This window comes from Paracoccus sp. TRP (assembly GCF_000185925.1).
Lineage (GTDB): Bacteria > Pseudomonadota > Alphaproteobacteria > Rhodobacterales > Rhodobacteraceae > Paracoccus > Paracoccus kondratievae.
In genome coordinates, this window is the sequence record NZ_AEPN01000010.1 from 19339 (window position 1) to 43714 (window position 24376).

Here is a 24376-nt window from a genome sequence, read left to right on the forward strand (position 1 = left end):
GAGCACCGCCCATGATGAACCTAGCTGAATATCGCCGCACTGCCAGCCGCCTGGCGGATTTCCTGCCTTGGGCGGCTCTGGTGGGCCAGGGCGCCGTCCTCAACAAGGACGGTTCGTTCCAGCGCACCGCACGCTTCCGCGGCCCTGACCTCGACAGTGCCGTTGCGGCCGAATTAGTCGCGGTCGCGGGACGCCTCAACAACGCCTTCCGTCGGCTCGGCTCCGGCTGGGCGATCTTCGTTGAAGCGCAACGGCACGAAGCCTCGACCTATCCCGAGAGCCGTTTTCCCGATCCAGCGTCGGCCTTGGTCGATGCCGAGCGCAAGGCGGACTTCGAGGAAGCCGGCGCCCATTTCATTTCCGGCTACTTCCTCACCTTCACCTATCTCCCGCCGGCCGAAGATGCGGCGCGGACTGAAGCATGGCTCTATGAGGGACGCGACCGAAGCGGCGTCGATCCGCATGAGGTCCTGCGCGGCTTCATCGATCGCACCGACCGGGTGCTGTCGCTGCTCGATGGCTTCATGCCGGAATGCGGCTGGCTCGATGACGCCGAGACGCTGACCTATCTGCATTCCTGCGTTTCAACCAACCGTCATCGGGTGCGGGTCCCCGAAACGCCGATCTATCTGGATGCGCTGCTCGCCGATCAGCCGCTCACCGGCGGGCTTGAGCCCCGTCTGGGACATTCCAATCTGCGCATCCTCACTATCGTCGGCTTCCCCACCGCGACGACACCCGGAATCCTAGACGAGCTGAACCGTCTTGCATTCCCCTATCGCTGGTCGACACGGGCAATCCTGCTCGACAAGTCCGACGCCACCAAGCTGCTGACAAAGATCCGGCGGCAATGGTTCGCCAAACGCAAATCCATCGCCGCAATCCTGAAAGAGGTCATGACCAACGAGGCGTCCGCCCTCGTTGACACCGACGCAGCCAATAAGGCCGCAGACGCCGATCTCGCACTTCAGGAACTAGGGGCCGACTATGCCGGCCAGGCTTATGTCACGGCGACCATCACCGTCTGGGACAACGACCCGCGGATCGCTGACGAAAAGCTGCGTTTGGTCGAGAAGGTGGTGCAGGGCCGCGACTTCACCGCCATGCCCGAGACCATCAACGCCGTAGACGCATGGCTCGGCTCGCTGCCGGGCAATGTCTACGCCAATGTTCGGCAGCCGCCGATTTCCACGCTCAATCTCGCCCACATGATCCCGCTTTCAGCGGTGTGGGCGGGGCCGGAACGGGACGAGCACTTCGGGTCGCCCCCCTTGCTGTTCGGCAAGACCGAAGGAAGCACCCCGTTCCGGTTTTCCCTTCATGTCGGAGATGTCGGCCATACGCTCGTCGTCGGTCCGACTGGCGCTGGAAAGTCCGTGCTGCTGGCGCTGATGGCGCTCCAATTCCGCCGCTACGAAAATTCTCAGGTTTTCGCCTTCGACTTCGGCGGCTCCATTCGGGCCGCGGCATTGGCGATGGGCGGCGATTGGCACGACCTTGGCGGTGATCTGACGGACGGTGCCGAGTCTTCCGTATCACTTCAGCCTCTCGCGCGCGTCCATGACGTGCCCGAACGCGCCTGGGCCGCTGACTGGCTCATCGCCATCCTCATGCGCGAAGGCATCCAGATCACGCCAGAGGTCAAGGAACACCTCTGGTCCGCCTTAACGTCGCTCGCCTCCGCCCCTGTCCAAGAACGGACCATCACCGGCCTGTGCGTGCTGCTGCAATCGAACGATCTCAAGCAAGCCTTGCGGTCCTATTGCGTCGGCGGGCCTTATGGTCGGCTTCTTGATGCCGAGAACGAGCATCTTGGGCATGCAGCGGTGCAGGCGTTCGAGATCGAGGGCCTTGTCGGCACAGGCTCAGCGCCCGCCGTTCTCGCCTATCTCTTTCACCGCATCGGCGACCGCCTCGACGGATCGCCCACACTGCTGATCATCGACGAAGGCTGGCTCGCCCTCGATGACGAAGGCTTCGCAGGTCAGCTCCGCGAATGGCTAAAGACCCTTCGCAAGAAGAACGCATCGGTCATCTTCGCCACCCAATCGCTCAGCGATATTGATGGCTCGGCGATCGCCCCGGCCATCATCGAAAGCTGCCCGACGCGGCTGCTGTTGCCTAACGAGCGGGCGATCGAGCCCCAGATCACCGCAATCTATCGTCGCTTCGGATTGAATGATCGGCAGATCGAGATCCTCGCGCGGGCCACCCCGAAGCGGGACTATTACTGCCAGTCGCGACGCGGCAATCGCTTGTTCGACCTGGGCCTCTCCGAAGTGGGGCTCGCGCTTACCGCAGCTTCTTCCAAAACCGATCAGACGGCCATCGCCAGGATTTTCGCCGAGCATGGGCCGGACGGATTCCTCCCCGCATGGCTGCGCCTGCGCGGCGTCGACTGGGCCGCCGACCTTATCCCCGACCTTGCCAATCTCGTTCCACCAGCCCCCAAGGAGACTACGTCATGACCATCCATCGTTCCCGCTCGCGCGCACTATTCATGGCCGCGACAATGCTGGCGATGCCTGTCGCCCTGTCGCCGATCTTCATCTCTCCGGCGCATGCTCAATTTGGCTTCGGACGGATCGTCTATGATCCGTCCAATTACGCGCAGAACGTGCTCACTGCCGCGCGCACGCTGGAGCAGATCAACAACCAGATCACACAGCTCCAGAATGAAGCGCAGATGCTCATCAATCAGGCGCGCAATCTCGCGAGCCTGCCGCATTCCTCGCTCCAGCAGCTTCAACAGGGCTTTCAGCGCACGCAACAGCTTCTGAGCCAGGCTCAGAACATCGCCTTCGATGTTCAGAGCATCGATCGGGCCTTTCAGCAACAATACGGCAATGTCTCACTGTCGACGACGGAACAACAGCTCGTCGCCGATGCGCGCTCACGCTGGCAGAACACCGTGGGCGGACTGCAGGACGCCATGCGCGTCCAGGCCGGCGTGGTCGGCAACATCGACACGAACCGCGCCGAAGTTTCGACGCTGGTCGGCCAAAGCCAGGGGGCGACAGGCGCGCTCCAGGCGACCCAGGCCGGCAACCAGCTTCTCGCTCTCCAGTCGCAGCAGCTCTCCGATCTTGTCGCATTGCTTGCGGCCGATGGACGTGCCGGGGCGCTGACCGAAGCAGAAAAGGCTGCCGCAGCCGAACAGGGGCGCGAACAACGCCGCCGGTTCCTGACGCCTGGCTCCGGCTATCAGCCCGGCAACGCCCAGATGTTCAACAACGGCAACTGAGGGCGCGAGCATGGATGGCAAGCTGCTGGCACGGCTCGGCGCGGTCGTCTTCGTCGCCATCGCGATCACTGCGACGGCGATCGAGATGACCCGGAAGGAGGAAGCTCCCGCAGAGGAGCCCGCGGGTCTTGCAGAGCCCGTGCGCGATCCCCTGCGCGAGGCTCAACGCCGGTGCCAGCAGCTTGGTCAGAGCGCCGCAAGCGATGCGGACTGCATGCGCGTCTGGGCCGAAACCCGCGACCGCTTCCTCGGCCGTGCGCCGGCGCCCACAGCACCACCTCAGAATCAAGGACAGTGATCCATGGGCGGCACCGGCGTCATCGACACATTCCTCGGGACCTTCACCCGCTACATCGATTCCGGCTTCGGCATGCTTGGCGGCGAAGTCGCCTTCATCGCCACAACCCTCATCGTCATCGACGTGACGCTGGCAGCGCTCTTCTGGTCCTGGGGAGCTGACGACGACATCATCGCGCGCCTTGTAAAGAAGACACTTTTCGTCGGCGTCTTTGCCTACATCATCGGCAACTGGAACAATCTGGCGAACATCGTCTTCGACAGTTTCGCCGGCCTCGGTCTGAAGGGTTCGGGCACCAGCTTCACCGTTCAGGATCTTTTGCGCCCTGGCAAGGTGGCGCAGACCGGTCTTGATGCCGCCCGTCCACTGCTCGAATCCATTTCCGATCTGATGGGGTGGATCGCCTTCTTCGAGAACTTCATCCAGATCGCCTGCCTGCTGTTCGCATGGGCTCTGGTGCTTCTCGCCTTCTTCATCCTGGCTGTGCAGCTCTTCGTAACGCTGATCGAGTTCAAGCTCACGACGCTTGCCGGCTTTGTGCTGATACCCTTCGGGCTGTTCGGCAAGACCGCCTTCATGGCCGAGCGCGTGCTGGGCAATGTCGTGTCATCCGGCATCAAGGTCCTGGTGCTTGCCGTCATCATCGGCATCGGATCGACCCTCTTCTCCCAGTTTACCGCTGGCTTCGGCGGCGAGACCCCTACGATTGACGAGGCCATGGCCGTGGTCCTCGCTGCGCTTTCGCTGCTCGGCCTGGGAATCTTCGGTCCTGGCATCGCCAGCGGCCTTGTCTCAGGCGGTCCGCAGCTCGGCGCCGGCGCCGCAGTCGGCACGGGGCTTGCCGTCGGCGGCGCGGCGCTGGCCGCAGGTGGTGCAGCGGGCTTGGCCGTCAAAGGCGGCGCCGCCGCCATGTCCGGTGGAGCCGCCGCCGTGCGTGGTGGCGCTGCCGCTGCCGGCGCTGCATCCTCGGCCTACAGTCTCGGTTCTCTTGGTCAGACTGGCGCGTCGGGCGTGGCCTCGGGCCTCGGAGGCGTCGCACGCGCAGCAGGTTCGGCTGCCGCATCGCCGCTCAAGCGCGCCGCAACGAAAGCTGGCGAAAGCGTCAAGTCCAGCTTCGCCGAAGGCGCGAAGGCCGGTTTCGGAGCCACCGGCGGGTCCTCGACCATGGGGACCATCGGCGGCGCCGACGCTGCCCACGCTTCCGCCAGCCCTCCGCGAGATGGAGCCCCTGACTGGGCAAAGCGCATGAAACGCAGCCAGGCCCTCAGCCACGGCGTCTCAGCGGCCGGTCACGCCGTGCGCTCCGGCGACAGCCATGGCGGCGGCTCTTCCGTCAACCTTTCTGAAAGTGATCGCTCATGAGCCTCTTCAAACGACCCGCTACCCACTATGGCAAGACACCCGAGCCTGAAACACCATATCAGAAGGCTGCTCAGGTCTGGGACGAACGCATCGGCTCGGCCCGCGTGCAGGCGAAGAACTGGCGCTACATGGCGTTCGGCAGCCTGATTCTCACAGCGGGGTTTGCCGCAGCCCTGGTCTGGCAGTCAGCACGCGGGACCGTCGTGCCTTGGGTCGTGCAGGTCGATAATCTCGGCCAGGCGCAAACCGTCGCGCCAGCCTCCGCGGACTATCGGCCCAACGACCCTCAGATCGCTTTCCACCTTGCTCGCTTCATCGAACAGACCCGCGCGATTCCGTCTGACGCCATCATCGTGCGCCAGAACTGGCTTCGCGCTTATGAATGGACCACTGATCGCGGCGCCGCAGCGCTGAACGATTACGCCCGCTCCAACGACCCCTTCACACGGGTCGGCCGCCAGCAAGTCGCCGTAGAAGTCTCAAGTGTGATCCGGGCTTCCCCCGATAGCTTCCGTGTCGCCTGGACAGAGCGTCACTATGAAAACGGCCAGCTCGCCCGGACAGAACGCTGGACCGCCATCCTGACCATCGTCATCCAGACGCCGCGCGACGCAGAACGCCTCCGCGCCAATCCCCTGGGTATCTATGTCAATGCCATCAACTGGTCGCGGGAGATGAGCCAATGAGCCGCCCTCCGATGAGCAAATCCGCGTTTCAGGGTTTTCCCAAATCTGGCCTGGCGGTCGTTCTGCTTTCCGCGACCGTACTTGCCGGTTGCGCGACCAATCGGCCGCCGCAAATCAGTTACGACTCGGACGTGCCGCCGCTGCCCGCCGTGCCGGCAGTCGTTGCGGACGCGCAGCCGAGGCCATTGCATGTCCCTCCGGCATGGACGCCGGCAAGAGGGGGAACAGCCGCCAACACCCCGGAGGGGCGCGTCCAGAACGCCAACTCGGCCGCCCGCGTTCAGCCTCGCCGCGAAGGCTATTTCAACTCGATCCAGATCTATCCGTGGAGCGAAGGCGCGCTCTATCAGGTCTATGCCGCGCCCGGGCAGATCACCAATATCGCGCTGGAGCCAGGGGAGAGCCTGACAGGGGCCGGTCCCATCGCCGCCGGCGACACGGCACGATGGATCATCGGCGATACCGAAAGCGGCAGCGGCGCGACCCGTCGCGTCCATATCCTCGTCAAGCCAAGTCGCGCTGACATCACGACCAACCTCGTCATCACGACCGATCGGCGGGTTTACATGATCGAGCTGCGCTCCGGCGAAGCGCCCTATATGCCCGCCGTCGCTTGGGCCTACCCGCAGCCGCCCGCAGGTCAGAGGCAGAGCGTCCCGGCGACGCCCGTCATCCCCGTCGCCTCGGCGCGCAACTATCGCTATGGCTTGACCGGCGATTCACCGCCCTGGCGGCCGGTGTCGGTCTATGATGACGGACGGCGGGTCTATGTTGAGTTCCCGCGCGGCATCGTCCAGGGCGAGATGCCGCCGCTCTTCGTCATTGGTTCCGATGGCGAAGCGCAGATCGTCAACAGCCGCATTTTCCAGCACATCCTGATCGTCGATCGCCTCTTCGGCGCGGCCGAGCTGAGACTCGGCAGCGGCGACCGCCAGCAAACCGTCAGGATTGTCCGTACCGACGGGAGGCCAGCGTCATGAGCAACAAGGAAGATAACCGCGATGACGGCCTGGCGCCCGCCGGTCCCACTGTCGAATCAACCTCGACCATGCGGCTGCGCGCTGAGCCTCCGCGCGTCACCCGGCTGTCCCGCAAGGTATTGGCTGGTGTCGGCCTCGTCGCCAGCATCGGCATCGGCAGCGCTCTGATTTATGCGTTGCAGACGCGCCAAGGCGGGCCTGGCAACGAGGAGCTCTATTCCACGGAGAACAGAACCACTGCCGATGGTCTTGCGGGACTGCCGCGCGACTATACCGGACCGGTCCTCGGCCCGCCTTTGCCGGGCGATCTCGGCGGTCCGATCCTCGACGCCCAGAACCGCGGCCAGCCCGTCGTGCCGCCAGCAATGGTGACACCTCAGGTCGATCCCGAGGAGCAACGTCGTCTCGCCGAGGAAGAAGCTGCCCGAACGAGCCGGGTGTTCTTCCAAACCGGACCCGGAACGGGCGCGCCGCCCGCAAGCCCCGGCATGAGCAATCCGCCACTGGCGGGCCTCGGTCTGCCGGGGCAGGTTGGAACGCCAACCGCCCAAGACCGGCAGAGCGCTTTCCTCAATGCCACCGTCGATCGGCGAACGGTGTCGCCAGATCGCGTCATGGCGCCGGCATCTCCCTATGTGCTTCAGGCCGGCGCAGTGATATCCGCAGCCCTCATCACCGGCATCCGCTCCGACCTTCCCGGCCAGATCACCGCCCAGGTGACCGAGCACATCTATGACAGTCCCACCGGCCGCATCCTGCTCGTCCCCCAGGGCACGCGCATCATCGGCGAATACAGCAATGATGTCGGCTTCGGACAGCGCCGCGTGCTGCTGGTCTGGAACCGGCTGATCTTGCCGAACGGGCGCTCTATTGTCCTGGAACGCCAGCCCGGTGCCGACACGCAAGGTTATGCCGGCCTTGAGGACGGCGTCGACTACCATTGGTGGGACCTTGCGAAAGCCGCCGGGTTGTCGACACTTCTCGCCGTGGGCGCCGAGCTCGCGGTCGATGATGAGGACCGCCTGATCCGCGCGATTCGCGACGGAGCCCAGGACACCATCAATGACGCGGGCCAGCAGATCATCCGTCGTCAGTTGCAGGTCGCGCCCACGCTAACAATCCGGCCGGGATTCCCGGTCCGCGTGATTGTCACTCGCGACCTGGTGCTCGAACCCTACGGAGCAGCGCAATGACCAAACTGAAGCTCGGCCCAATCGAAGAGGATAAGCCGGTGAAGATCACGCTCGACCTGCCAGGCGCTCTTCACCGTGACCTCAGTGCCTATGCGGAGGCGCTCGGCCGTGAATCGGGCCAGCCCGTCAGCGACCCCAAAAGACTCATTGTACCGATGCTTGAGCGGTTCATGGCGACGGACCGGGGGTTCGCCAAAGCGCGCCGAAATCGCGAGTGATCGCGGCACCGACTGCGGTTAGGCGAGATCAGATGAGCCGCCGCGGACGTTCCCCAGAGTCTTTGGACGCCAGTCTCGAGGCCAGCGAGAGAAAACGCCGAAGTGACGGGTTATCCCGGCCGGGTGCCCAAACTGCGCTGAACGGCACTATGTCTTCGTCCTCGACCAAAGGTCGCAGTACGAGCCGAGGGATAGAGACAAAGCGCCAACCGGCCGACACAACGGTTATGCCCCTGCCGATTGCGACCATATTCATCAAGGTCTCCTGGTTGCAGGGCATGATCTCGATCGCAGGATAGGTGCTGTAGTCCGCCAGCCTACGAACGATGTAATCATGCACTTCGAGCCCCGGCGCGCATTTTGTCGCTAGGAATTTCTGGTCGCGGAGCCACGACCATTCGACCGATTCACGCTCGGCTAGATGATGATCCGCCGAGAGCGCAACATGCACTCGTTCCTGCCAGAGTTCGGCTGTTTCACAATCGGCGATCGCGCCATTCCCGGTGATAAAAGCGATATCCAGTTGTCGCGCCCGCAGTGCGGCGACGTGTTCAGCCCGTCCCCCATCTCTGATCTCTATGGCCACCTCTGGATGTAGCAAGGCATACTTTTCGATGAGCTCCCTCAGAAACCCGCCCGCAAGCGACGTCAGAACACCGATGCTCAGGCTGCCGTTTTCGCCGCGACCCGCCGCGCCGGCGGTTTGGGTCGCTCGCATGATCTGGTCAATCGCTGGACGGACGGCGGCGACAAATTGCTCTCCGGCATGCGTCAGGCGAATCCCGGAAGGGCATCGCTCGAAGAACGAAACGCCCACCACATCCTCAATGCGTTGCACGCCCCGGCTCACTGTCGCCGGATACTGGCCCAACGCCTCCGCAGCGCGCCGAAAGGAGCGGTAGTCCGCCGCCGCCACGACATACTGAAGCGAGCTCAGGTCAAACGGGATCTTCGCGGACACAGGAGGAAAAGAAGGCCCCTCTGAGTCCTGGTTTTCCTCCTCCATCCACTCGACCTTCAGTCTGTCGGCGGAGGAAGCGATAACTCCCTCAAGACCATTGGCCTTGGGCAACGGTCCCCTTTGAAAAAGACAACTACGATCTGTCCCGGTCCCGCCTTTCGGGCGAAGCCAGCGACTTCCGCGACCTCTTGTCGATCCGGTCGTCGGAAACTCCTCATACCGGCTGCTCTACCAGGACCGAATACGCGGCAGTCGCGGTCTTCGCGCCGCGCAGCATTTTCATGACCTGCTCATCGCGGGTCCGGCGTGCGACCGCGGCGAGAATCTTCAGGTACTCGTTGCTGCCGTCGGGGGCCGAGAGCAGGAGAAAGACAACGTCGACCGGAAGGTCGTCCACTGCCTCGAATTCAATGGGCTTCTTCAGCACCATCAGCGCGGCGAAGGATGCCTGAAGTCCCGGAACCGGCGCATGAGGCATGGCGACGCCATGGCCGATGCCGGTCGAACCCAGACGCTCGCGCCCTAGCAAAGCTGTATGGATCGTTTCCTCAGTCAGCCCGGTGCGGGCGGCCGCATGCGCGGCCAGCTTCTTGATCAGGACGGCTTTTGTCGAGATGGATAGATCAAGGATCACGTCCTCTGGTGCGATGGCAGATGACAGGTTCATAGGAGTACTCACGTTAAGTCGCCCGCCCGTGGACGAGCGCGCGTGGTCACTGCTCCGGCTCACGGAGGCGGTAACCGACACCAGTTTCAGTAAGGATATATTGCGGCTGATCGGGCGTGGCCTCGATCTTCTGCCGCAACTGGCGGACATAGACCCGCAGATATTGGACATCGGTCGAGCCGCCCCACACATGCTTGAGGATGTGCTGGTGCGTGATGACCTTGCCAGCGTGCTGCACGAGAATGCGCAGGATTTCGTATTCCTTGGGTGAGAGCTTCACCTCCTTGTCTGCGACCTTGACGATCCGCTTCACCAGGTCGACCGAGAGATCGCCGACCTGGAATATCGGGCGTTCGCCCTGCTGCTGGAGCTTGTGCCTGAGCGCCACCCGAATGCGCGCCGCCAGCTCGCGCATCCCGAATGGTTTGGTGAGATAGTCATCGGCACCCAGTTCCAGCGCCTTGACGATGCCCGTTTCATCGGTCCGGCTGGAGAGGATGACGATCGGCAGTTCGACAAGCTCGGCCCGCCACCTTTCAAGCAGCTCATGGCCGGAAATATCGGGCAGCCCGAGATCAAGCAGAATGAGATCGGGCTTTTCCTCTGTGAGCAGCGCGACGGCGTCCTCGCCGTTTGCAGCCTCGACCATGGCATAGCCCTCGGCTGTCAGGCCGACGCGCAGAAGTTTCCTGATCGGCGGCTCGTCATCGACGACGAGAATCTTGACTACGGACGTACTCATATCCTTCCTTCCAAAGTCGAGGGCTCCGGTCCGATCGGAAACCGCAGCGTGAAAATGGCGCCGGGTCTGTCGGCCCGGTTGGTCGCGAAAATCGTTCCGCCCATCGCCTCGACAAATCCCTTGCAGATGGAAAGTCCAAGCCCGGTTCCAGCCTGGACGTGGTCCTTCTTCCGGACGCGATAGAAACTGTCGAAAATCCTGGTTAGATCGTCGGGCGGAATGCCGGGCCCTTCATCGACTACCTGCAATGTGACGTGGCTCTCGTCGGCCCACGCCCGAAGCCCGATCCGCGACCCTGACGGTGCGTATTTGCGGGCATTGTCGAGCAGATTGAACAGCACTTGCTCGAACAAGACCGGATCGAGCCGGACCATCGGCAGATCGGGCGGCACGGCAAGGTCGACCCTATGGAGAGCCAAAATCTTCTCAGCTCGGCGCAGGGCGCTGCCGACGCTGTCGCCGATGAACAGTGGCGTCAGCGATACCGCCGCAGCGCCGGATTCCAGCCGGGTCATGTCAAGCAGGTTCGCGATGAACCGATTGAGCCTTTCGGCCTCTTCGACAATCGTCGTCAGCAGTTCCACCCGGCCGGAGTCCGTCAGGGATGTCGAATAGTCTCTCAGCGCTCCCGCCGAACCGAGGATCGACGCCAAAGGCGTCTTGAGGTCATGCGATAGTGACGTCAAAAGCGCGGAGCGCAGCTTGTCCGCCTCGGCGGCCAGACGCGCATTGTCGACATCCGCGACAAGTTGGATCCGCTCGATCGCCAGAGCAGCCTGATCCGCCAGAGAATCGAAAAGCCGCTGTTCTGCGGGCGTCAGAACCGGCCCTTGCTTGTCATTGTCCAGACCGATGACGCCGACCCGTGTTCTGCCGGTCTTCAGAGGGAGGTAAAGGCGCTTCGCTCCCGGCAGCGTATCCGCCCCACGCCCTGCAGGCTTGTCATGCTCCCAGGCCCACTGGGCCGCCGCAATATCGGCATCGTCGAGCGTGTCATCGGGCGGGAAACCCGCCTGGACCGCGATACGGCCGTTCTCAGGCAGCAGAGCGACGACCCTGACCTGAAGCATGGAAGCGATCTGATAGACCGTGGCCCAGAGAACGTCACCCAAGGTCCCGGCGCCGGCGAGCTTCTTGCTGAAGAGATAAAGGCCCTCGGTCGTTTTGGCCCGCTGGCGCGCCGTCACGGCTTGCCTTTGCACCCGGCCCGCCAGATTGCTGGCAACAACCGCAACGCCGAGAAAAAACGCGAAGGCCACGACGCTCTCGGGATCGCCGATATCGAGCGTGTAGCGCGGTTCGAGGAAAAAGAAGTTGAAGACTAGCGCGCCCAATACGGAAGCGAACAGCGCCGGCCAGAGGCCGCCGCCCATCGCCGAGGCCAGCACGGCCATCAGAAAGACGAGGGCGATGTTGCGGACATCCAGAAAGCGCGACAGCGCCGTTCCAATACCCAACGCCATGGCGACGTAGAGCGAACTCCACAGATAGTTGCCGAAGTCGACTCGTCGTTTGGGTCGCGCGCTGACTGTCGCTGGAGATCGCGTTTCCTCGCCGTTGCCCGGCGAGATGACATGAACGCTCACATCCGTCTTGGCGCGGATCAGATCATGCGAAACGGAGCCCGCGAAGATCTCTCGCCACCTGGGCGAGGTCGGCATGCCGACGATGACGTGTGTGTAGTTGTTGGTGGATGCGTAGGTCAGAATTTCTTGCGCGACGTTCTCGCCGGGCAAGGTAACCGCTTCGGCTCCGAGCTGCTCAGCGAGACGCAAGGCGCTGGCAATCTTGTCCTTATCCTGCTCGGAGAGTCGGGCGTCCTTGCTCGTCTCGACGTGAACCGCGGCCCATGGCGCACGAAAGCGGTCCGCCTGACGCCGGCCATAGCGCACAAGCGCCATCGCTCCAGGGCGTTCGTTGATGCAAACCAGGACGCGTTCGCCGGCCGACCACGGCCCGGCGATCGCATGCGCCTGCATGTGCGTCACCAGTTGATCGTCAACGCGCTGCGCTGTCCGCCTAAGCGCAAGTTCGCGCAGCGCGGTCAGGTTGCTCGGCGAAAAGTAGTTCTGCGTCGCACGCTTCGCGGTCTTGGGCAGATAGACCTTGCCCTCGTTCAAGCGCTTGATCAGGTCGCCCGGCGTGATGTCGATGATTTTGATATCGTCGGCGCGGTCAATGATCGAATCCGGAACGGTCTCGCGCACCCGTATCCGTGTGATCTGCGCCACCACGTCGTTGAGGCTTTCGACGTGCTGGATGTTGAGGGTGCTGTAGACGTCTATGCCGTTCGCGAGCAGTTCCTCGACATCGAGATAGCGCTTCGGATGGCGACTGCCCGGCGCGTTGGTATGGGCGAGCTCGTCCACCAGGACCAGCGCCGGCTTGCGCGCCAGAATTGCGTCGATATCCATCTCATCGAGCACATGCCCTCGATACGGCACAGTGCGGCGCGGAACGATCTCGAACCCCTCGACCAGAGCCTCGGTCTCCGCCCGCCCGTGGGTCTCGACCACCCCGATGACAACATCGACGCCGTCTGCGCGCTGGGCCCGGCCCGACATGAGCATCTCGTACGTCTTGCCCACACCCGGCGCCGCCCCAAGAAAGATCTTGAGGTGGCCGCGCGTCTCCCGTTGCGCACTTTCCAGCAATGCATCGGGCGATGGACGGCTCTGCTCTCGTATTGGGTCGTCAGACACTTCATGACTCCGGATCAACGGTCAGGACGGCTATTATAGCCGTCCTGACAACTTCATTCAGCCTCTATTGGCGCTGTCGAGCGCCAGGTTCAGCTTGAGAACGTTGACCACGGGTTCTCCCAGGAAGCCGAGTATGCGCTGCTCGACGTGCTGATCGACCAGTACGCGCACCGTGGCCTCATCGATGCCGCGCGCTCTGGCGACACGGCCCACCTGGAAGTAGGCGGCCTCAGGCGTAATATGGGGATCGAGGCCGCTGCCAGAGGCCGTAACAAGGTTCATGGGGACCGCTGCGCCACCGTTCGCGGCCCGCTGAGCCTCAGTATCGGCTGCGACGCGATCACGAAGCGCCTGGCTGGTGGGGCCGAGATTGGAGCCGCTGGAAGCGCCAGCATCGTAGCCATCTGAACCGGCAGCCGAAGGACGCGGGTGGAAGTAGCGCTCGCCGGCAAAGTTCTGGCCGATGAGTTCGGAGCCTATGACCACGCCTTCACGTTCAATGAGGCTCCCATTGGCCTGTTGGGGGAAAATAGCTTGCGCGATACCGGTCACGCTAAGGGGGTATATGAGACCGGTTATGACGGTTAGTGCGACAATAAAGAAAATCGCGGGTCTGATTTGCTTGAGCATCGTTTCTGTCCTGAATGGTCCGCTGCTGATGGATATCGCTTCGCGGATTGTGTCTCTGGTGACCGCTTTCGACTAAACGAGGCCAGCGGCTGTGATGGCCATGTCGATGAGCTTGATACCGGCGAAGGGCACGAGAATGCCGCCCAGCCCGTAAATCAGGAGATTCCGGGACAGCAGCGAACCGGCTCCGATCGCACGATACTTCACGCCTTTCAGCGACAGCGGGATCAGCGCCACGATGATAAGGGCATTGAAGATGATCGCCGACAGGATAGCGCTCTGCGGTGAAGCAAGGCCCATGATGTTGAGCTCACCAAGCTGCGGATAGAACGCCAGGAACATCGCCGGGATGATCGCGAAATACTTCGCGATATCGTTGGCGATCGAGAACGTCGTCAGCGCGCCGCGCGTCATCAGCAATTGCTTGCCGATTTCCACGATTTCGATCAGCTTGGTCGGATCGCTGTCGAGATCCACCATGTTGCCGGCCTCGCGGGCGGCGACCGTGCCGGTGTTCATGGCGACGCCGACATCCGCCTGGGCGAGCGCCGGGGCGTCATTGGTGCCGTCGCCGCACATGGCGACCAGCTTGCCCTTGGCCTGTTCCTCACGGATCAGCGCCAGCTTGTTCTCCGGCGTCGCCTGCGCCAGGAAGTCGTCGACACCGGCTTCGGCAGCGATAGCCGCCGCGGTCATCGGGTTGTCGCCGGTGATCATCACCGTGCGAATGCCCATGCGGCGCAGCTCGGCGAACCGCTCCTTGATGCCGCCCTTGACGATGTCCTTGAGATAGATGACGCCGAGGAGGCGGCCATCCTTCACCACGGCAAGCGGCGTGCCGCCTGCCTTGGCGATCTCGTCGGCGATAGCCTGGAGCTCACGGACGCTCTCACCGGACGCACGCGGGCTGCCGGTCGCGACCGTGGAGAGTTCCACATGCTTCAAGACCGCATCGACCGCGCCTTTACGGACGGACGAGCCCTCCAGGTCGACGCCGCTCATACGGGTCTGCGCCGTGAACGGGACGAATGTCGCGTTGAGGCTCGCCATGTCGCGTGCGCGGATGCCGTATTTTTCCTTGGCGAGCACGACGATCGAGCGGCCTTCAGGGGTCTCGTCGGCAAGCGAAGCAAGCTGCGCTGCATCGGCGAGTTCCTTTTCGGTGACGCCCCGGATCGGCCGGAACTCGCTCGCCTGACGGTTGCCGAGCGTGATCGTGCCGGTCTTGTCAAGCAGCAGCGTGTCAACGTCGCCGGCGGCTTCAACGGCGCGGCCGGACATGGCCAGAACATTGAAGCGGACCAGACGGTCCATACCGGCAATGCCGATGGCCGACAGCAGCGCGCCAATGGTGGTCGGAATCAGCGTGACGAACAGGGCGACCAGAACGATGATGGGAACATACCCGCCCGCATAGGTCGCGAAGCTCGGGATGGTCACCACGGCCAGTACGAAGATCAACGTCATTCCCGCAAGCAGGATGTTGAGCGCGATCTCGTTCGGCGTTTTCTGGCGTTCGGCGCCTTCGACCAGAGCAATCATCTTATCGATGAAGGTCGAGCCGGCCGCAGCCGTGATCCGGACCTTGATCCAGTCGGAAAGGACCTGGGTGCCACCCGTGACGGCAGAGCGATCCCCGCCAGACTCGCGGATGACCGGAGCTGACTCGCCCGTAATCGCCGCTTCGTTCACCGAGGCCACACCCTCAATGACTTCGCCGTCAGATGGGATGATGTCGCCCGGTTCAACGAGAACGACGTCACCGACCTTCAGCGTGGCGCCCGGCACCATTTTGTAGTCGGAGCCGCCGTTCGAGAGCAGCTTGGCCTGGGTCTCCGTGCGGGTTCGCCGAAGCGATTCAGCCTGCGCCTTGCCGCGTCCTTCGGCCACGGCCTCTGCGAAATTGGCGAAGAGCACGGTGAACCAAAGCCACAGCACGATCTGCAGAGAGAAGCCGACGCTTTCGGCTCCTGTAGCAATGTCCTTGAGCAGAAGCACCGTCGTCAGGACCGACACGACGGCGACGACGAACATGACCGGGTTTTTAGCGAGGCTTTTCGGATTCAGTTTCCGAAACGCATCCCCTATGGCCGGAACGAGTATGCGAGCGTCCAGCATGCTCGCGGATTTGGACTGGTTCATAAGAAACTCCAGCGAGTTTGTTCTTGGGGGCCAACCACTCGGTCACGCCGCCGCGAGCAATTCAGTGATAAGTTTGGCGAGGAGCACCACGCCCCCCAAAGCCAGTGTCATGCCGAGAATGATCGTCGATGCCCTGGGCGGTCTGGCCGCCCCTCGCTCCTGAAGCCAGGAGCGAGGGTTCACGACAAATCGGATCGATCTCAGCCATTTGGCCGTCATCGCGGTTCTCAGAAAGTCTGGCCCGCCAACATGGCGAAGTGCTCGACGATCGGACCCAGCGCCAAGGCAGGGAAGAACGTCAGGCCGCCGACGATCAGGATCACGCCCACCAGAAGACCGACAAACAGAGGCCCGGTCGTAGGCAGGGTGCCGCTGGACTCGGGAACCGTTTTCTTGGCGGCCAGGGAGCCAGCGATAGCCAGCGCCGGAACGATCACCATGAAGCGTCCCATCAACATCGCGAGGCCAATCGTGATGTTGTACCAGGGCGTATTGGCAGAAAGACCTGCAAACGCCGATCCATTGTTCGCCGTGCCGGATGTGTAGGCATAGAGAACTTCGGAGAATCCGTGTGGACCTGCGTTCGCCATCGAAGCCACGCCCGTGTCGAGCACTACGGCAATCGCGGTGAAGCCAAGTATTGAAAGAGGCAGGCACAAGACAGCGAGCATGGCCATCTTCACTTCCTTCGCCTCAATCTTCTTGCCGAGATACTCGGGTGTCCGCCCGACCATAAGCCCTGCAACGAAGATCGCGACGACGACGAACAGGATGATGCCGTAGAAGCCTGCGCCGACACCGCCAATGATGATTTCGCCGAGCATCATGTTGATGATCGGGATCATCCCGCCCAGCGGCATGAAGCTGTCGTGCATGGCTATGACGGCGCCGCACGACGCAGCGGTCGTAACGACTGCAAAGAGCGCCGACGTGACGATACCGAAACGGGTTTCCTTTCCTTCCATGTTGCCGCCCTCAAGGCCAAGCGAATGGAGAATCGGATTGCCCGCAGCTTCGGCCCAATAGGTGATTGCGACACCGGCGAGGAACAGGACGCCCATGGCGGTGAAGATAGCCCAGCCTTTTTTCTCGCTGCCGACCATGCGACCAAACACGTTGGTCAGAGCAGCGCCGATGGCGAAGATCGAGACCATGTGGATGAGGTTGGTGAAGGCATTCGGGTTTTCGAACGGGTGCGAAGCGTTGACGTTGAAGAAGCCGCCGCCGTTAGTTCCCAGATGCTTGATCATCATCTGAGATGCGACCGGACCCTGAGCGATGGTTTGCTGCGCGCCTTCAACGGTTGTTGCGATGGTGTACGGGTTGAGGTTCTGCGGAACGCCCTGCCAGACCAGAACCAGGCTGCCGACGAAGCAGATGGGCAGCAGGACGTACAGCGTGATCCGGGTAAGATCGACCCAGAAATTGCCGACTGATTTGCCTGATGCCCGGGAAAACCCGCGTATCAATGCAATTGCAATCGCGATGCCCGTCGCTGCCGACAAGAAGTTCTGAACAGCCAGACCTGCCATCTGGCTGAAATAGCTCATGGTGGTCTCGCCGCCATAGCCCTGCCAGTTGGTATTGGTCATGAAGCTGACAGCGGTATTGAAGGCGCTGGTCGGCTCAATCGCTCCCAATCCCTGAGGGTTGAACGGCAACCCTCCCTGGAGGCGTTGAACAAGATAGAGCATCACGAAGCCGGCGAGGTTGAAGAGCAGCATGGCCAGCGCATAGGTCGTCCAATGCTGCTCCTCTTTCTCATTCGTTCCAGCGACACGGTACAGTCCCCGTTCGAGCGGCCCAAAAATGGCCGAAAGGAGTGTACGCTCGCCGTTCAGGACGCGGGTGAGATAGCCGCCGAGCGGCTTCACCAGCGCGATGATGATCCCGGCAAAGACCAGGATCTGTATCCATCCATTTATTGTCATCGGTGGTTTCTTTCCGAGCTACTGTCTTGATCAGAACCGCTCGGGACGAGCGAGGGCATAGAGCAGATAGCCAGTCACAAAGACCGCGACGGCTGCTCCGAGGAAGTATTCCAAGATCATGATTGATTTCTCCCGGTCAGAGCTTTTCGCAAACTCTGATGTATCCAAACATCAGTGCGAAAAATCCAACACCTATTGCCAGCACAATAACGTCCATTGCTTTCGCCTCCGGCGCCGCAGTTGATACGAATGGCCAGCCAAGACGGAAAACCTGGCAAGCCACAGCTATAATTCTTCCAGCGCGCCCAAGCGTAAGCACGGGTGCCGGAGGAGGAATTTGGCGGAAATATGGACGCGAACCGCATATAGGTTCGAGAGAGGACGGGGCCTCAAAAAATAGGAATCTAATAGTTATTTTGGCGGCACGCATAAAAATTCCATAGGAATTTCCGCTAACCGCCCATGAGCAAGCAAAAAGCCCGCCGACTCGGTAGAGGCGGCGGGCTTTGCTTATCTCAACTGGGAGAGTTACTTTCCCATCGCCATCATCGCGATAAATTCAGCGAGTGTGAGGCGGCTCTGTCGGATCGATGGCAACCGGCTAGGCGGCGGCCCGGCGTCCAAACAGCGGGTCAAGGCTCAGGCGCTGGCTTTCGGCCATGCAGATCACAGCCCCCGGCGCGTTATTGGTTTCCTGACGGGCGAAGTGAATCGCCGCATCCTTGCTGACAAAGCAGCCGCCGACGAGGTTACGCTCATCGCGGACGGTCCAGCATCCTCGGTTGTCCTGGCCGACGAAAAAATGGTTCAGAGGTTGGGGAGGCTCTTTCGGCTGAACGGCACTTGCCATGATGGATGATCCTGATTGTTCGTTGAAGAGTGAGCTGTGGACGTCGTTGGCGCGCTAGCCAGCCAACGCGGTGACTGTGGCGACGGCCGCAATCACGAGGGCCATCACGACTCCGAGCCGCAGGAACATTCCAACGTCGGCCATCGGCTCATCCGAGCGCACGGCAACCTTGGCTTCGCCATCCGTCCGCCCAGGGTTGGCCTTGTTCTGTTGTTGCATCGCATAGAAATAGTATCCGCGAGGGTGCATTGCAGAGATCCTTTCTTAGTATCGGCAGGCCATCCCACTCGTCGAGTCAAATGATGCCTTTTGCCAATACATTGAATTTAAGGATGTCGGGATTTGTTCTCCATTTCACGGACAGCCGGATTTCATAGTATTTTCATTGGAGAACACAGCAGCATCATGCTGTTCTTATAAAGACGACCCAATCAGGCCGAGAGGGGGACGAGAGACCTCTCGGCGGCCAAAGACGTATCGATCTCCAGGGAGTCGATCTCCGCCACGGCAGCGCGTATTCTTGCTGCGGCGCCTTCAGTGACCTCGACCAGCGGAAGGCGGACGACGGGCGAGTATCCGCGCGCGCAATGCAACGCGAACTTGATCGGGCATGGATTGCTTTCAAGCTCCAACGCCTCGATCAGCGGGAAAAGATGAGCGTTGATGCGCCGAGCTTCCAGATAGGCACTCTTTCGCACCGCGCCGATCATCGCCACGGTCAGCATCGGAGCGACGTTCGACACGACCGAAATGGCGCCATCGCCGCCAGTCGTCATGAAAGCCAGCATCGATCGGTCATGTCCGGAAAGCTGGGTGAAACGATCGCCAAAGCGGAGGGCCATCGTGCTTACCCGCGTCGGATCTCCGCTTGCGTCCTTGATGCCGACAAGACCGGGCAGGTGCGCAAGGCGGTCAAGCGTTTCGATCCTGATATCGACGGCCGTCCGGGAAGGCACGTTATAGATGATAATCGGCAGCTCGGCAGCTTGCGCGACGCTTTCGAAATGCCGGAACAGGCCCTCCTGGTTCGGCCGACTATAGTAAGGCGTGACGACCAAAGCTCCGTCCGCGCCAAGGCGAGCCGCCTCGCGGGTCAACTCCACGGTACGCCGGGTGTCGTTGGTGCCCGAGCCGGCGATCACCGGCACACGGCCATTGGAGACCTCGACGCACAAACGGATCACCGCCGCCCATTCCGGATGAGACAGGGTCGGCGCCTCGCCCGTGGTGCCGCAGGCGACAAGCCCCTGTACGCCCTGGTCGATCTGCCAGTTGGCGAGCTCCGCCAAGGCGTCGAAATCGATAGCGTCACCCCTAAACGGAGTGACAAGCGCGGTCATCAGACCGCCAAATAAGGGAGGGTCGCCACTGGGTTTCATGCTGCCTCTTCTCCACGTTTCGAGAGTTCTTTCGGCCGGCGCTGGCGACGGCCGAGGGAGCTCAGCAATGCGATCAGCATGGCAGCCGCCAGGTCATCGTGTCGGCCCATGCACCTGCGCAAATTGCCGCGATCGTTCCACGCCACGCGACAACGCCAACGATCTCCCGAGCGGACCATCGACCAAGGGTGGCGTGTTGGCTGCAGATGAGCTCCGAGTTCGATCACCGCTTCAAGCAACGCATTTGCTTCGAGCAGATCACGGAGCCGGAGGTGCCGTCGAAACTGCGGCTGGTCTTCGCGCTCCTCGATAATCCTCACAGCCAGCCAGACGTGGTGCTCCTTGAGGACTCTGGCCATTTCCAACTGCGTCCTCAGGCCTGGCAACTCAGCCAGACGGCTTTCACCAATAGCGCGCCTTCGGTCGTCGGGTTGGAGAGCGGGAGCAGCAGGGCGTGTCATGCCGCTCTCAGAAAAACTATGGCGACGACCTGCACAGCAGCACAGCTCGCCGCAAACATCAGGAGCAGGTATTCCGATCTATGGCGTCGCTCGCGTTTGCTGAACTTCGGTTTCGGTCGTGGCGACCTGGGGCGAGCAGGACGGCCTGCAACTCTGCATTCAGCCGCCATTGCTGAGCACCAGATAGAGGCTGGGGCCTGCGGCAGCAAGAACAGCGCAACCGGCGATCACCACCAGAACGATGATCTCCACGCCGTAGCGGAAGAGGTGTCGGGAGACTTGGCGCTTGCTTGGTACAGCCTGGCTCAATTTTCGCCCTCGCTCCCCATCTGACGCGGCTCGCGCCGCCGACTGAGGTTCATCATCTCCAGGCAGAAGCGACCGTCTGTCAGTTGAAGATAGAGACGATAGCAGCCGTAACTCTCGCCTATCAGCCTCGCGGCACCGACCGCATCATTGCGCGTGGGGTGGCACCACTCGGAGTCTTCACCTTCAAGATGCACCGTCCAGCGATCATCATAGTTCCGATAGACCCAGAGAACGGGCAGGACCGGATACACAGTCGCTGTGGCTTGAGGAGCCTCCAATTTCGATATGATCTGTTCCAAACCCATGTTTCACCTAAGCTCGCAGAGCGTCTGCGGAGCCGGTGGCCCCGCATTTCCGCCCGCGCCCGTCCTAGAAAAGCACCCCAGCTTCAAACATCCCGCGAACCTGGTCGCGTTTGTCGAAGTTGGACCCAAAGCCGTAGCCTTCGGTGACCCGGTCAATGCGGGTGTACGAGAGCTCGGTGCGCGCGAAGAAAATCCCGCGCTGGTAGGTCGGCGTCACCGTCAGCGACCACGCCCTGCTTTTCGGCCCGTAGAGCAGATTGGTGGGGGCGCAGTCTGCGGCGACGCCGCAATCTCCTCCGCTTGAAGCGATGTACTCGGCGCGTCCAGCGATCGAGAAATTCTCATTGATGGCATATCGAGCCAGCAGCGCTCCGCCGAATGTTTCGGCCGAGCGATCAATCCCGATGTCCCTGTTCGAGCGGACCGTTGTGTATTGCAGATAGGGCTGGAGCGTCAGCGGGCCGTCGACATAGGTGTAGATCACATTGAAGATGCTGCTGTTGTTCTGCGCCAGAGGCGTCGCCGCGCCGGTCTTGCCGGACTCTGCAAAATTGCCTGCGGCGACAAGCGTGATCGTGCTCGACGGCGTCGCCGCATAAGACACCAGACCGGATACCCAGTTGTAATCCCCTGAAGAGAAACCATCATTGACCGACACCGAGGCGTTGACCGGTCCATTGCTATAGTTCACCTGAACACCGCGGCTGATCGCCGGCTCCTGGTTCCAGAGCAGGCCGCGCGCGATATTCATATTCTGGAAGGTGAAGGTCGATTCCGCGCCGATCAACGTCGGCAGCAAACCCGCCTGCACTGAGAAATTCGGCGACAGCTCGAGCTTGCCATAAGCAACCGGCACCGGCCCGTACAACTGATCGGTGACGTCGGTTGCGCGGGTGTAGGCCGAGCCCAAAGAAGGCAGCGAGTAGACACCGCCCTGGACGAAGAACGTCAAAGGCGCCCCGGTTGTCTGCACCTGAATCTGGGCATTGCCGATATCGACGAGGGGATCTGTCGTTCGGGGATCGACGCCGGGAATGCCGTTCGTCTGCGCATTGCCGATGCCTGTGAGCTGGCCGGTGGTATGAAGCCGGCCAAACACGCCCGCATCCATGCTCATCGGATCGGGGTTCGGGCGCAGAGGACCACCAAAGCTCGGCGCGCTCAGGGGTTCCGCCGCTGCCTGGCCAAGACCCATCATCGAACCGGCCATGATCGCGACCGCGCCGACCGCGTCCCGGCAAAGCGTCCGCCGACGCCCAGACCCCGGTCTTGTTGGACGACCGGCCTCGGCTGTGGCCGTTGCGGCGGGTGCGAGGGACGGTTTAAGCGGCTTCATACCTTCAGATCCTTCCGGTTTGGTGGGACCCTCAAGCTAAATAGAGCCGCATATTATTTCGACGGGAGCTCAGCCGCGCTGCGATAGTATTTTCATAAGAGAAAGCCCTGACAAAAATATACGTACTCATATAGTCGGATTTTTATTTGACTGAGCACGACTTTGCGCCCTCTCTCGCGCGGGAGTGTGCTTCTATGATTGACCAGAATTTCGACTATCTCGCTAACTTGCTTTGCCAAAACCGTCGGCAGGGAATTACCTCAGATATCCCGTTCGATCTGCTTCGAAGCGAGGATGACGCCTGGGCGGTGCAGTCAGCAGCAATCTCGGCCTTCGCCAATGACGCGGTAGGCTACGCCCTGATAGGCACTTGCCCCGCCATCCGCGGCACGCTTGGCCTTGCCAGTCCCATCTACTGCCCGATCCCTGTGGGAACAGTTCTTCAGGACTCCCACGGGCCGTTCCGGCTTCCCCAAGGCTTCATCGGGGCACAATGCGAAATCGTCTTTACGATCGGAGGTCCCTTGGGGGCGGACCATTGGCCCATCACTCGCGATCAATTTTGTAAGGCAGTCCTGAGCTACCAACCGGCTATCGGTCTTGTCGGGCGACGTGGTCACCTGACTGGGCAACCACACCTGGCCGCCATCGCTGACTATGCGTTCCATGTTTCGACGATCGTCGACAAATATCATGAGCCAACAGGCCTGGAGGCCATGGACACAATCGACATGCGAGCGTCGATCAACAACGTTCCAGTGTTTCAGTCGGCATCGGGAGAGGGGCTGGTTGATCCGATTAACTCTGCGCTCTGGCTCGTGAATGACCTGATCGCCAGAGGCAATTATCTCAGCGCCGGCGATATCGTTGCAACCGGATCGATCATCCCGATGCTGCTGCAAATTCTTCCTGGTCAGGAACTGAAGGTGGAGTTGTCAGGCGTTGGCGACGCATCCGCACGGTTTCTTTGAACCAACAAAAGCAGCCGATCAGACGGCCAACTGATGGCCACTGAAAATGTAGAGGCCCAACGCCGTCACCGCCAACCATAGAGCTTCATCCCAATAGGTGAAGCTGGTCTTCCCGAATCGTTCGCCGCGATTAACTGCGTAAGCGACGGCCATTACGCCGTATATGCCGGTCCACAACGCAAAGGTTGCAAGGAAGTTCTCACTCTTCAGAATGTAGGCGATTGCCGCGGCGACGACCAGCTTGATGCCATAGCGCCCAATGTGCTCTCGCGACTGCTCGTCTAACCGCATAACACGCCTGGATCGTTCTTTAGATCAGGCCGAAGACGAGAGACAGCCGGTAGCCGACATACCCGACGCCGATTGCCGTAATTGCCAGGATAAGCAGCAAGCCAAGCCCGCCGTTCCCCGGCTCTTTCTGAGGGCGCGGCGCCTCGTTCTGATTCTTCCGGACCCTATCATTTCCAGCCATTTGCGATGAGCGCTCCCTCGGCGCTCCAGTGCGCAGCTCTTTCTAGGATGCTGCTGCATAGGAATTCGAGAGGGACGGTCCGCAAGCTGCATAAGCGGATTTTATTTCGGAGCTTGAGGTGCGTTGCTAGGTGAACTGCATCACGGGGTCAGGATCGAAAACCTTACTCCCCCGCTCCACTTCGATCTTGGGAACAGCGGCAGAAGTGTTCATGGTTCTGGTATGAAATGGCGCGCCCGACACGATTCGAACGTGTGGCCTCCACCTTCGGAGGGTGGCGCTCTATCCAGCTGAGCTACGGGCGCATCGATATTCAGATAGTGTCCGAGACCGAACGGGGTCAATCCCGAATCGAACAAATGCATCGACGGCAAACGGGGCGGGTCCTGAACCTGCCAAATTTCGCCGTTCGTCCTCTACAACCTCCTCTCAGTTTGCTTCCGTGGCGCTTCCGCGACCTTTGGATGCGACTTCATGCTTCCGTCGAGTTCCGCCAAAGCATTGGTTTTGCTCGTATTTTTCGACCCGCACACACAT

24 protein-coding genes and 1 tRNA gene are annotated in these 24376 nt (G+C 61.5%); 10 read left to right on the top strand and 15 right to left on the bottom strand.

All coding sequences use genetic code 11. The features are described from left to right. Positions 1-11: 11 nt before the first annotated feature. The 8 genes from trbE to PARACOCCUSGL_RS0108185 all read left to right on the top strand — a co-directional run bounded on the left by trbE (position 12) and on the right by PARACOCCUSGL_RS0108185 (position 7981). Positions 12-2468, top strand: a complete 2457-nt coding sequence (gene trbE, locus PARACOCCUSGL_RS0108150; protein ID WP_010395128.1) for a conjugal transfer protein TrbE — start codon at positions 12-14, stop codon at positions 2466-2468. Beyond that, positions 2465-3244 carry a P-type conjugative transfer protein TrbJ gene (trbJ, locus tag PARACOCCUSGL_RS0108155; protein WP_010395130.1) on the top strand — a complete coding sequence of 260 codons (780 nt, stop codon included), beginning with the start codon at positions 2465-2467 and terminating at the stop codon, positions 3242-3244. The genes trbE and trbJ overlap by 4 nt, the downstream gene beginning before the upstream one ends. A 10-nt stretch (positions 3245-3254) precedes the next feature. Then, positions 3255-3542 carry a putative entry exclusion protein TrbK-alt gene (trbK-alt, locus tag PARACOCCUSGL_RS0108160; RefSeq protein ID WP_010395132.1) on the top strand — a complete coding sequence of 96 codons (288 nt, stop codon included), beginning with the start codon at positions 3255-3257 and terminating at the stop codon, positions 3540-3542. Between the two features lie 3 nt (positions 3543-3545). After that, positions 3546-4904 carry a P-type conjugative transfer protein TrbL gene (gene trbL / locus PARACOCCUSGL_RS0108165; RefSeq protein WP_010395136.1) on the top strand — a complete coding sequence of 453 codons (1359 nt, stop codon included), beginning with the start codon at positions 3546-3548 and terminating at the stop codon, positions 4902-4904. After that, the gene (trbF, locus tag PARACOCCUSGL_RS0108170; RefSeq protein WP_010395139.1) at positions 4901-5590 is read left to right on the top strand and encodes a conjugal transfer protein TrbF; all 690 of its coding nucleotides are present in this window, start codon (positions 4901-4903) and stop codon (positions 5588-5590) included. Before trbL ends, trbF begins: the two co-directional genes overlap by 4 nt. Further along, positions 5587-6570 carry a P-type conjugative transfer protein TrbG gene (gene trbG, locus PARACOCCUSGL_RS0108175; protein WP_010395141.1) on the top strand — a complete coding sequence of 328 codons (984 nt, stop codon included), beginning with the start codon at positions 5587-5589 and terminating at the stop codon, positions 6568-6570. The genes trbF and trbG overlap by 4 nt, the downstream gene beginning before the upstream one ends. Positions 6571-6638: 68 nt before the next feature. After that, positions 6639-7763, top strand: coding sequence for a TrbI/VirB10 family protein (locus PARACOCCUSGL_RS0108180; RefSeq protein ID WP_237701502.1), 1125 nt, complete (start codon positions 6639-6641; stop codon positions 7761-7763). Then, the gene (locus PARACOCCUSGL_RS0108185) at positions 7760-7981 is read left to right on the top strand and encodes a DUF2274 domain-containing protein (protein ID WP_010395145.1); all 222 of its coding nucleotides are present in this window, start codon (positions 7760-7762) and stop codon (positions 7979-7981) included. Before PARACOCCUSGL_RS0108180 ends, PARACOCCUSGL_RS0108185 begins: the two co-directional genes overlap by 4 nt. 28 nt (positions 7982-8009) lie before the next feature. Here the strand turns inward: PARACOCCUSGL_RS0108185 and PARACOCCUSGL_RS0108190 are convergent, their stop codons facing one another. The 11 genes from PARACOCCUSGL_RS0108190 to dapA all read right to left on the bottom strand — a co-directional run bounded on the left by PARACOCCUSGL_RS0108190 (position 8010) and on the right by dapA (position 19946). Next, positions 8010-9053 carry a LysR family transcriptional regulator gene (locus PARACOCCUSGL_RS0108190; RefSeq protein ID WP_010395146.1) on the bottom strand — a complete coding sequence of 348 codons (1044 nt, stop codon included), beginning with the start codon at positions 9051-9053 and terminating at the stop codon, positions 8010-8012. A 103-nt stretch (positions 9054-9156) separates the two neighbouring features. Next, positions 9157-9609, bottom strand: coding sequence for a PTS sugar transporter subunit IIA (locus PARACOCCUSGL_RS0108195; protein ID WP_010395148.1), 453 nt, complete (start codon positions 9607-9609; stop codon positions 9157-9159). Between the two features lie 46 nt (positions 9610-9655). Further along, complete coding sequence (locus tag PARACOCCUSGL_RS0108200; RefSeq protein WP_003168927.1) at positions 9656-10351, bottom strand: response regulator transcription factor; 696 nt, start codon at positions 10349-10351, stop codon at positions 9656-9658. Then, positions 10348-13053 carry a sensor histidine kinase KdpD gene (locus PARACOCCUSGL_RS0108205; RefSeq protein WP_029371830.1) on the bottom strand — a complete coding sequence of 902 codons (2706 nt, stop codon included), beginning with the start codon at positions 13051-13053 and terminating at the stop codon, positions 10348-10350. Before PARACOCCUSGL_RS0108205 ends, PARACOCCUSGL_RS0108200 begins: the two co-directional genes overlap by 4 nt. 57 nt (positions 13054-13110) lie before the next feature. Next, positions 13111-13683 carry a potassium-transporting ATPase subunit KdpC gene (gene kdpC / locus PARACOCCUSGL_RS0108210; protein ID WP_003168929.1) on the bottom strand — a complete coding sequence of 191 codons (573 nt, stop codon included), beginning with the start codon at positions 13681-13683 and terminating at the stop codon, positions 13111-13113. A gap of 72 nt (positions 13684-13755) precedes the next feature. Further along, the gene (kdpB, locus tag PARACOCCUSGL_RS0108220) at positions 13756-15825 is read right to left on the bottom strand and encodes a potassium-transporting ATPase subunit KdpB (RefSeq protein ID WP_010395158.1); all 2070 of its coding nucleotides are present in this window, start codon (positions 15823-15825) and stop codon (positions 13756-13758) included. A 227-nt stretch (positions 15826-16052) separates the two neighbouring features. Beyond that, entirely contained in the window at positions 16053-17756 is a 1704-nt protein-coding gene (gene kdpA, locus PARACOCCUSGL_RS0108230) for a potassium-transporting ATPase subunit KdpA (protein WP_010395161.1), read from the bottom strand. Positions 17757-17786: 30 nt separating this feature from the next. After that, on the bottom strand, positions 17787-17876 hold the full coding sequence (gene kdpF / locus PARACOCCUSGL_RS21445; protein WP_067179871.1) for a K(+)-transporting ATPase subunit F: 90 nt from the start codon (positions 17874-17876) through the stop codon (positions 17787-17789). A 481-nt stretch (positions 17877-18357) separates the two neighbouring features. Next, positions 18358-18606: a hypothetical protein gene (locus PARACOCCUSGL_RS0108240; protein WP_010395163.1), complete on the bottom strand. Its 249-nt coding sequence runs from the start codon at positions 18604-18606 to the stop codon at positions 18358-18360. Between the two features lie 54 nt (positions 18607-18660). After that, positions 18661-18855, bottom strand: a complete 195-nt coding sequence (locus PARACOCCUSGL_RS0108245; protein ID WP_010395165.1) for a hypothetical protein — start codon at positions 18853-18855, stop codon at positions 18661-18663. A 182-nt stretch (positions 18856-19037) separates the two neighbouring features. After that, positions 19038-19946: a 4-hydroxy-tetrahydrodipicolinate synthase gene (gene dapA / locus PARACOCCUSGL_RS0108250; RefSeq protein ID WP_138918313.1), complete on the bottom strand. Its 909-nt coding sequence runs from the start codon at positions 19944-19946 to the stop codon at positions 19038-19040. Positions 19947-20191: 245 nt separating this feature from the next. On the opposite strand from dapA, the gene PARACOCCUSGL_RS22140 reads away from it, so the two are divergent. Continuing rightward, the gene (locus tag PARACOCCUSGL_RS22140; protein WP_029371834.1) at positions 20192-20779 is read left to right on the top strand and encodes a hypothetical protein; all 588 of its coding nucleotides are present in this window, start codon (positions 20192-20194) and stop codon (positions 20777-20779) included. Here the strand turns inward: PARACOCCUSGL_RS22140 and PARACOCCUSGL_RS21455 are convergent. Together PARACOCCUSGL_RS21455 and PARACOCCUSGL_RS0108260 are read right to left on the bottom strand one after the other, a co-directional pair. Then, positions 20752-21060, bottom strand: a complete 309-nt coding sequence (locus PARACOCCUSGL_RS21455; RefSeq protein ID WP_003168941.1) for a hypothetical protein — start codon at positions 21058-21060, stop codon at positions 20752-20754. The genes PARACOCCUSGL_RS22140 and PARACOCCUSGL_RS21455 overlap by 28 nt on opposite strands. 64 nt (positions 21061-21124) lie before the next feature. Continuing rightward, complete coding sequence (locus PARACOCCUSGL_RS0108260) at positions 21125-22396, bottom strand: porin (RefSeq protein ID WP_237701500.1); 1272 nt, start codon at positions 22394-22396, stop codon at positions 21125-21127. Positions 22397-22590: 194 nt separating this feature from the next. Between PARACOCCUSGL_RS0108260 and PARACOCCUSGL_RS0108265 the strand changes: the two genes are divergently transcribed. Further along, positions 22591-23367, top strand: a complete 777-nt coding sequence (locus tag PARACOCCUSGL_RS0108265; protein ID WP_010395173.1) for a 2-keto-4-pentenoate hydratase — start codon at positions 22591-22593, stop codon at positions 23365-23367. Between the two features lie 18 nt (positions 23368-23385). On the opposite strand, the gene PARACOCCUSGL_RS0108270 is transcribed toward PARACOCCUSGL_RS0108265, so the two are convergent. After that, positions 23386-23658 (bottom strand): hypothetical protein, encoded by a 273-nt coding sequence (locus PARACOCCUSGL_RS0108270; RefSeq protein ID WP_010395175.1) that lies wholly within the window; start codon positions 23656-23658, stop codon positions 23386-23388. Positions 23659-24067: 409 nt separating this feature from the next. Then, positions 24068-24144: transfer RNA gene (locus tag PARACOCCUSGL_RS0108280), tRNA-Arg, on the bottom strand. Positions 24145-24376 lie beyond the last annotated feature (232 nt).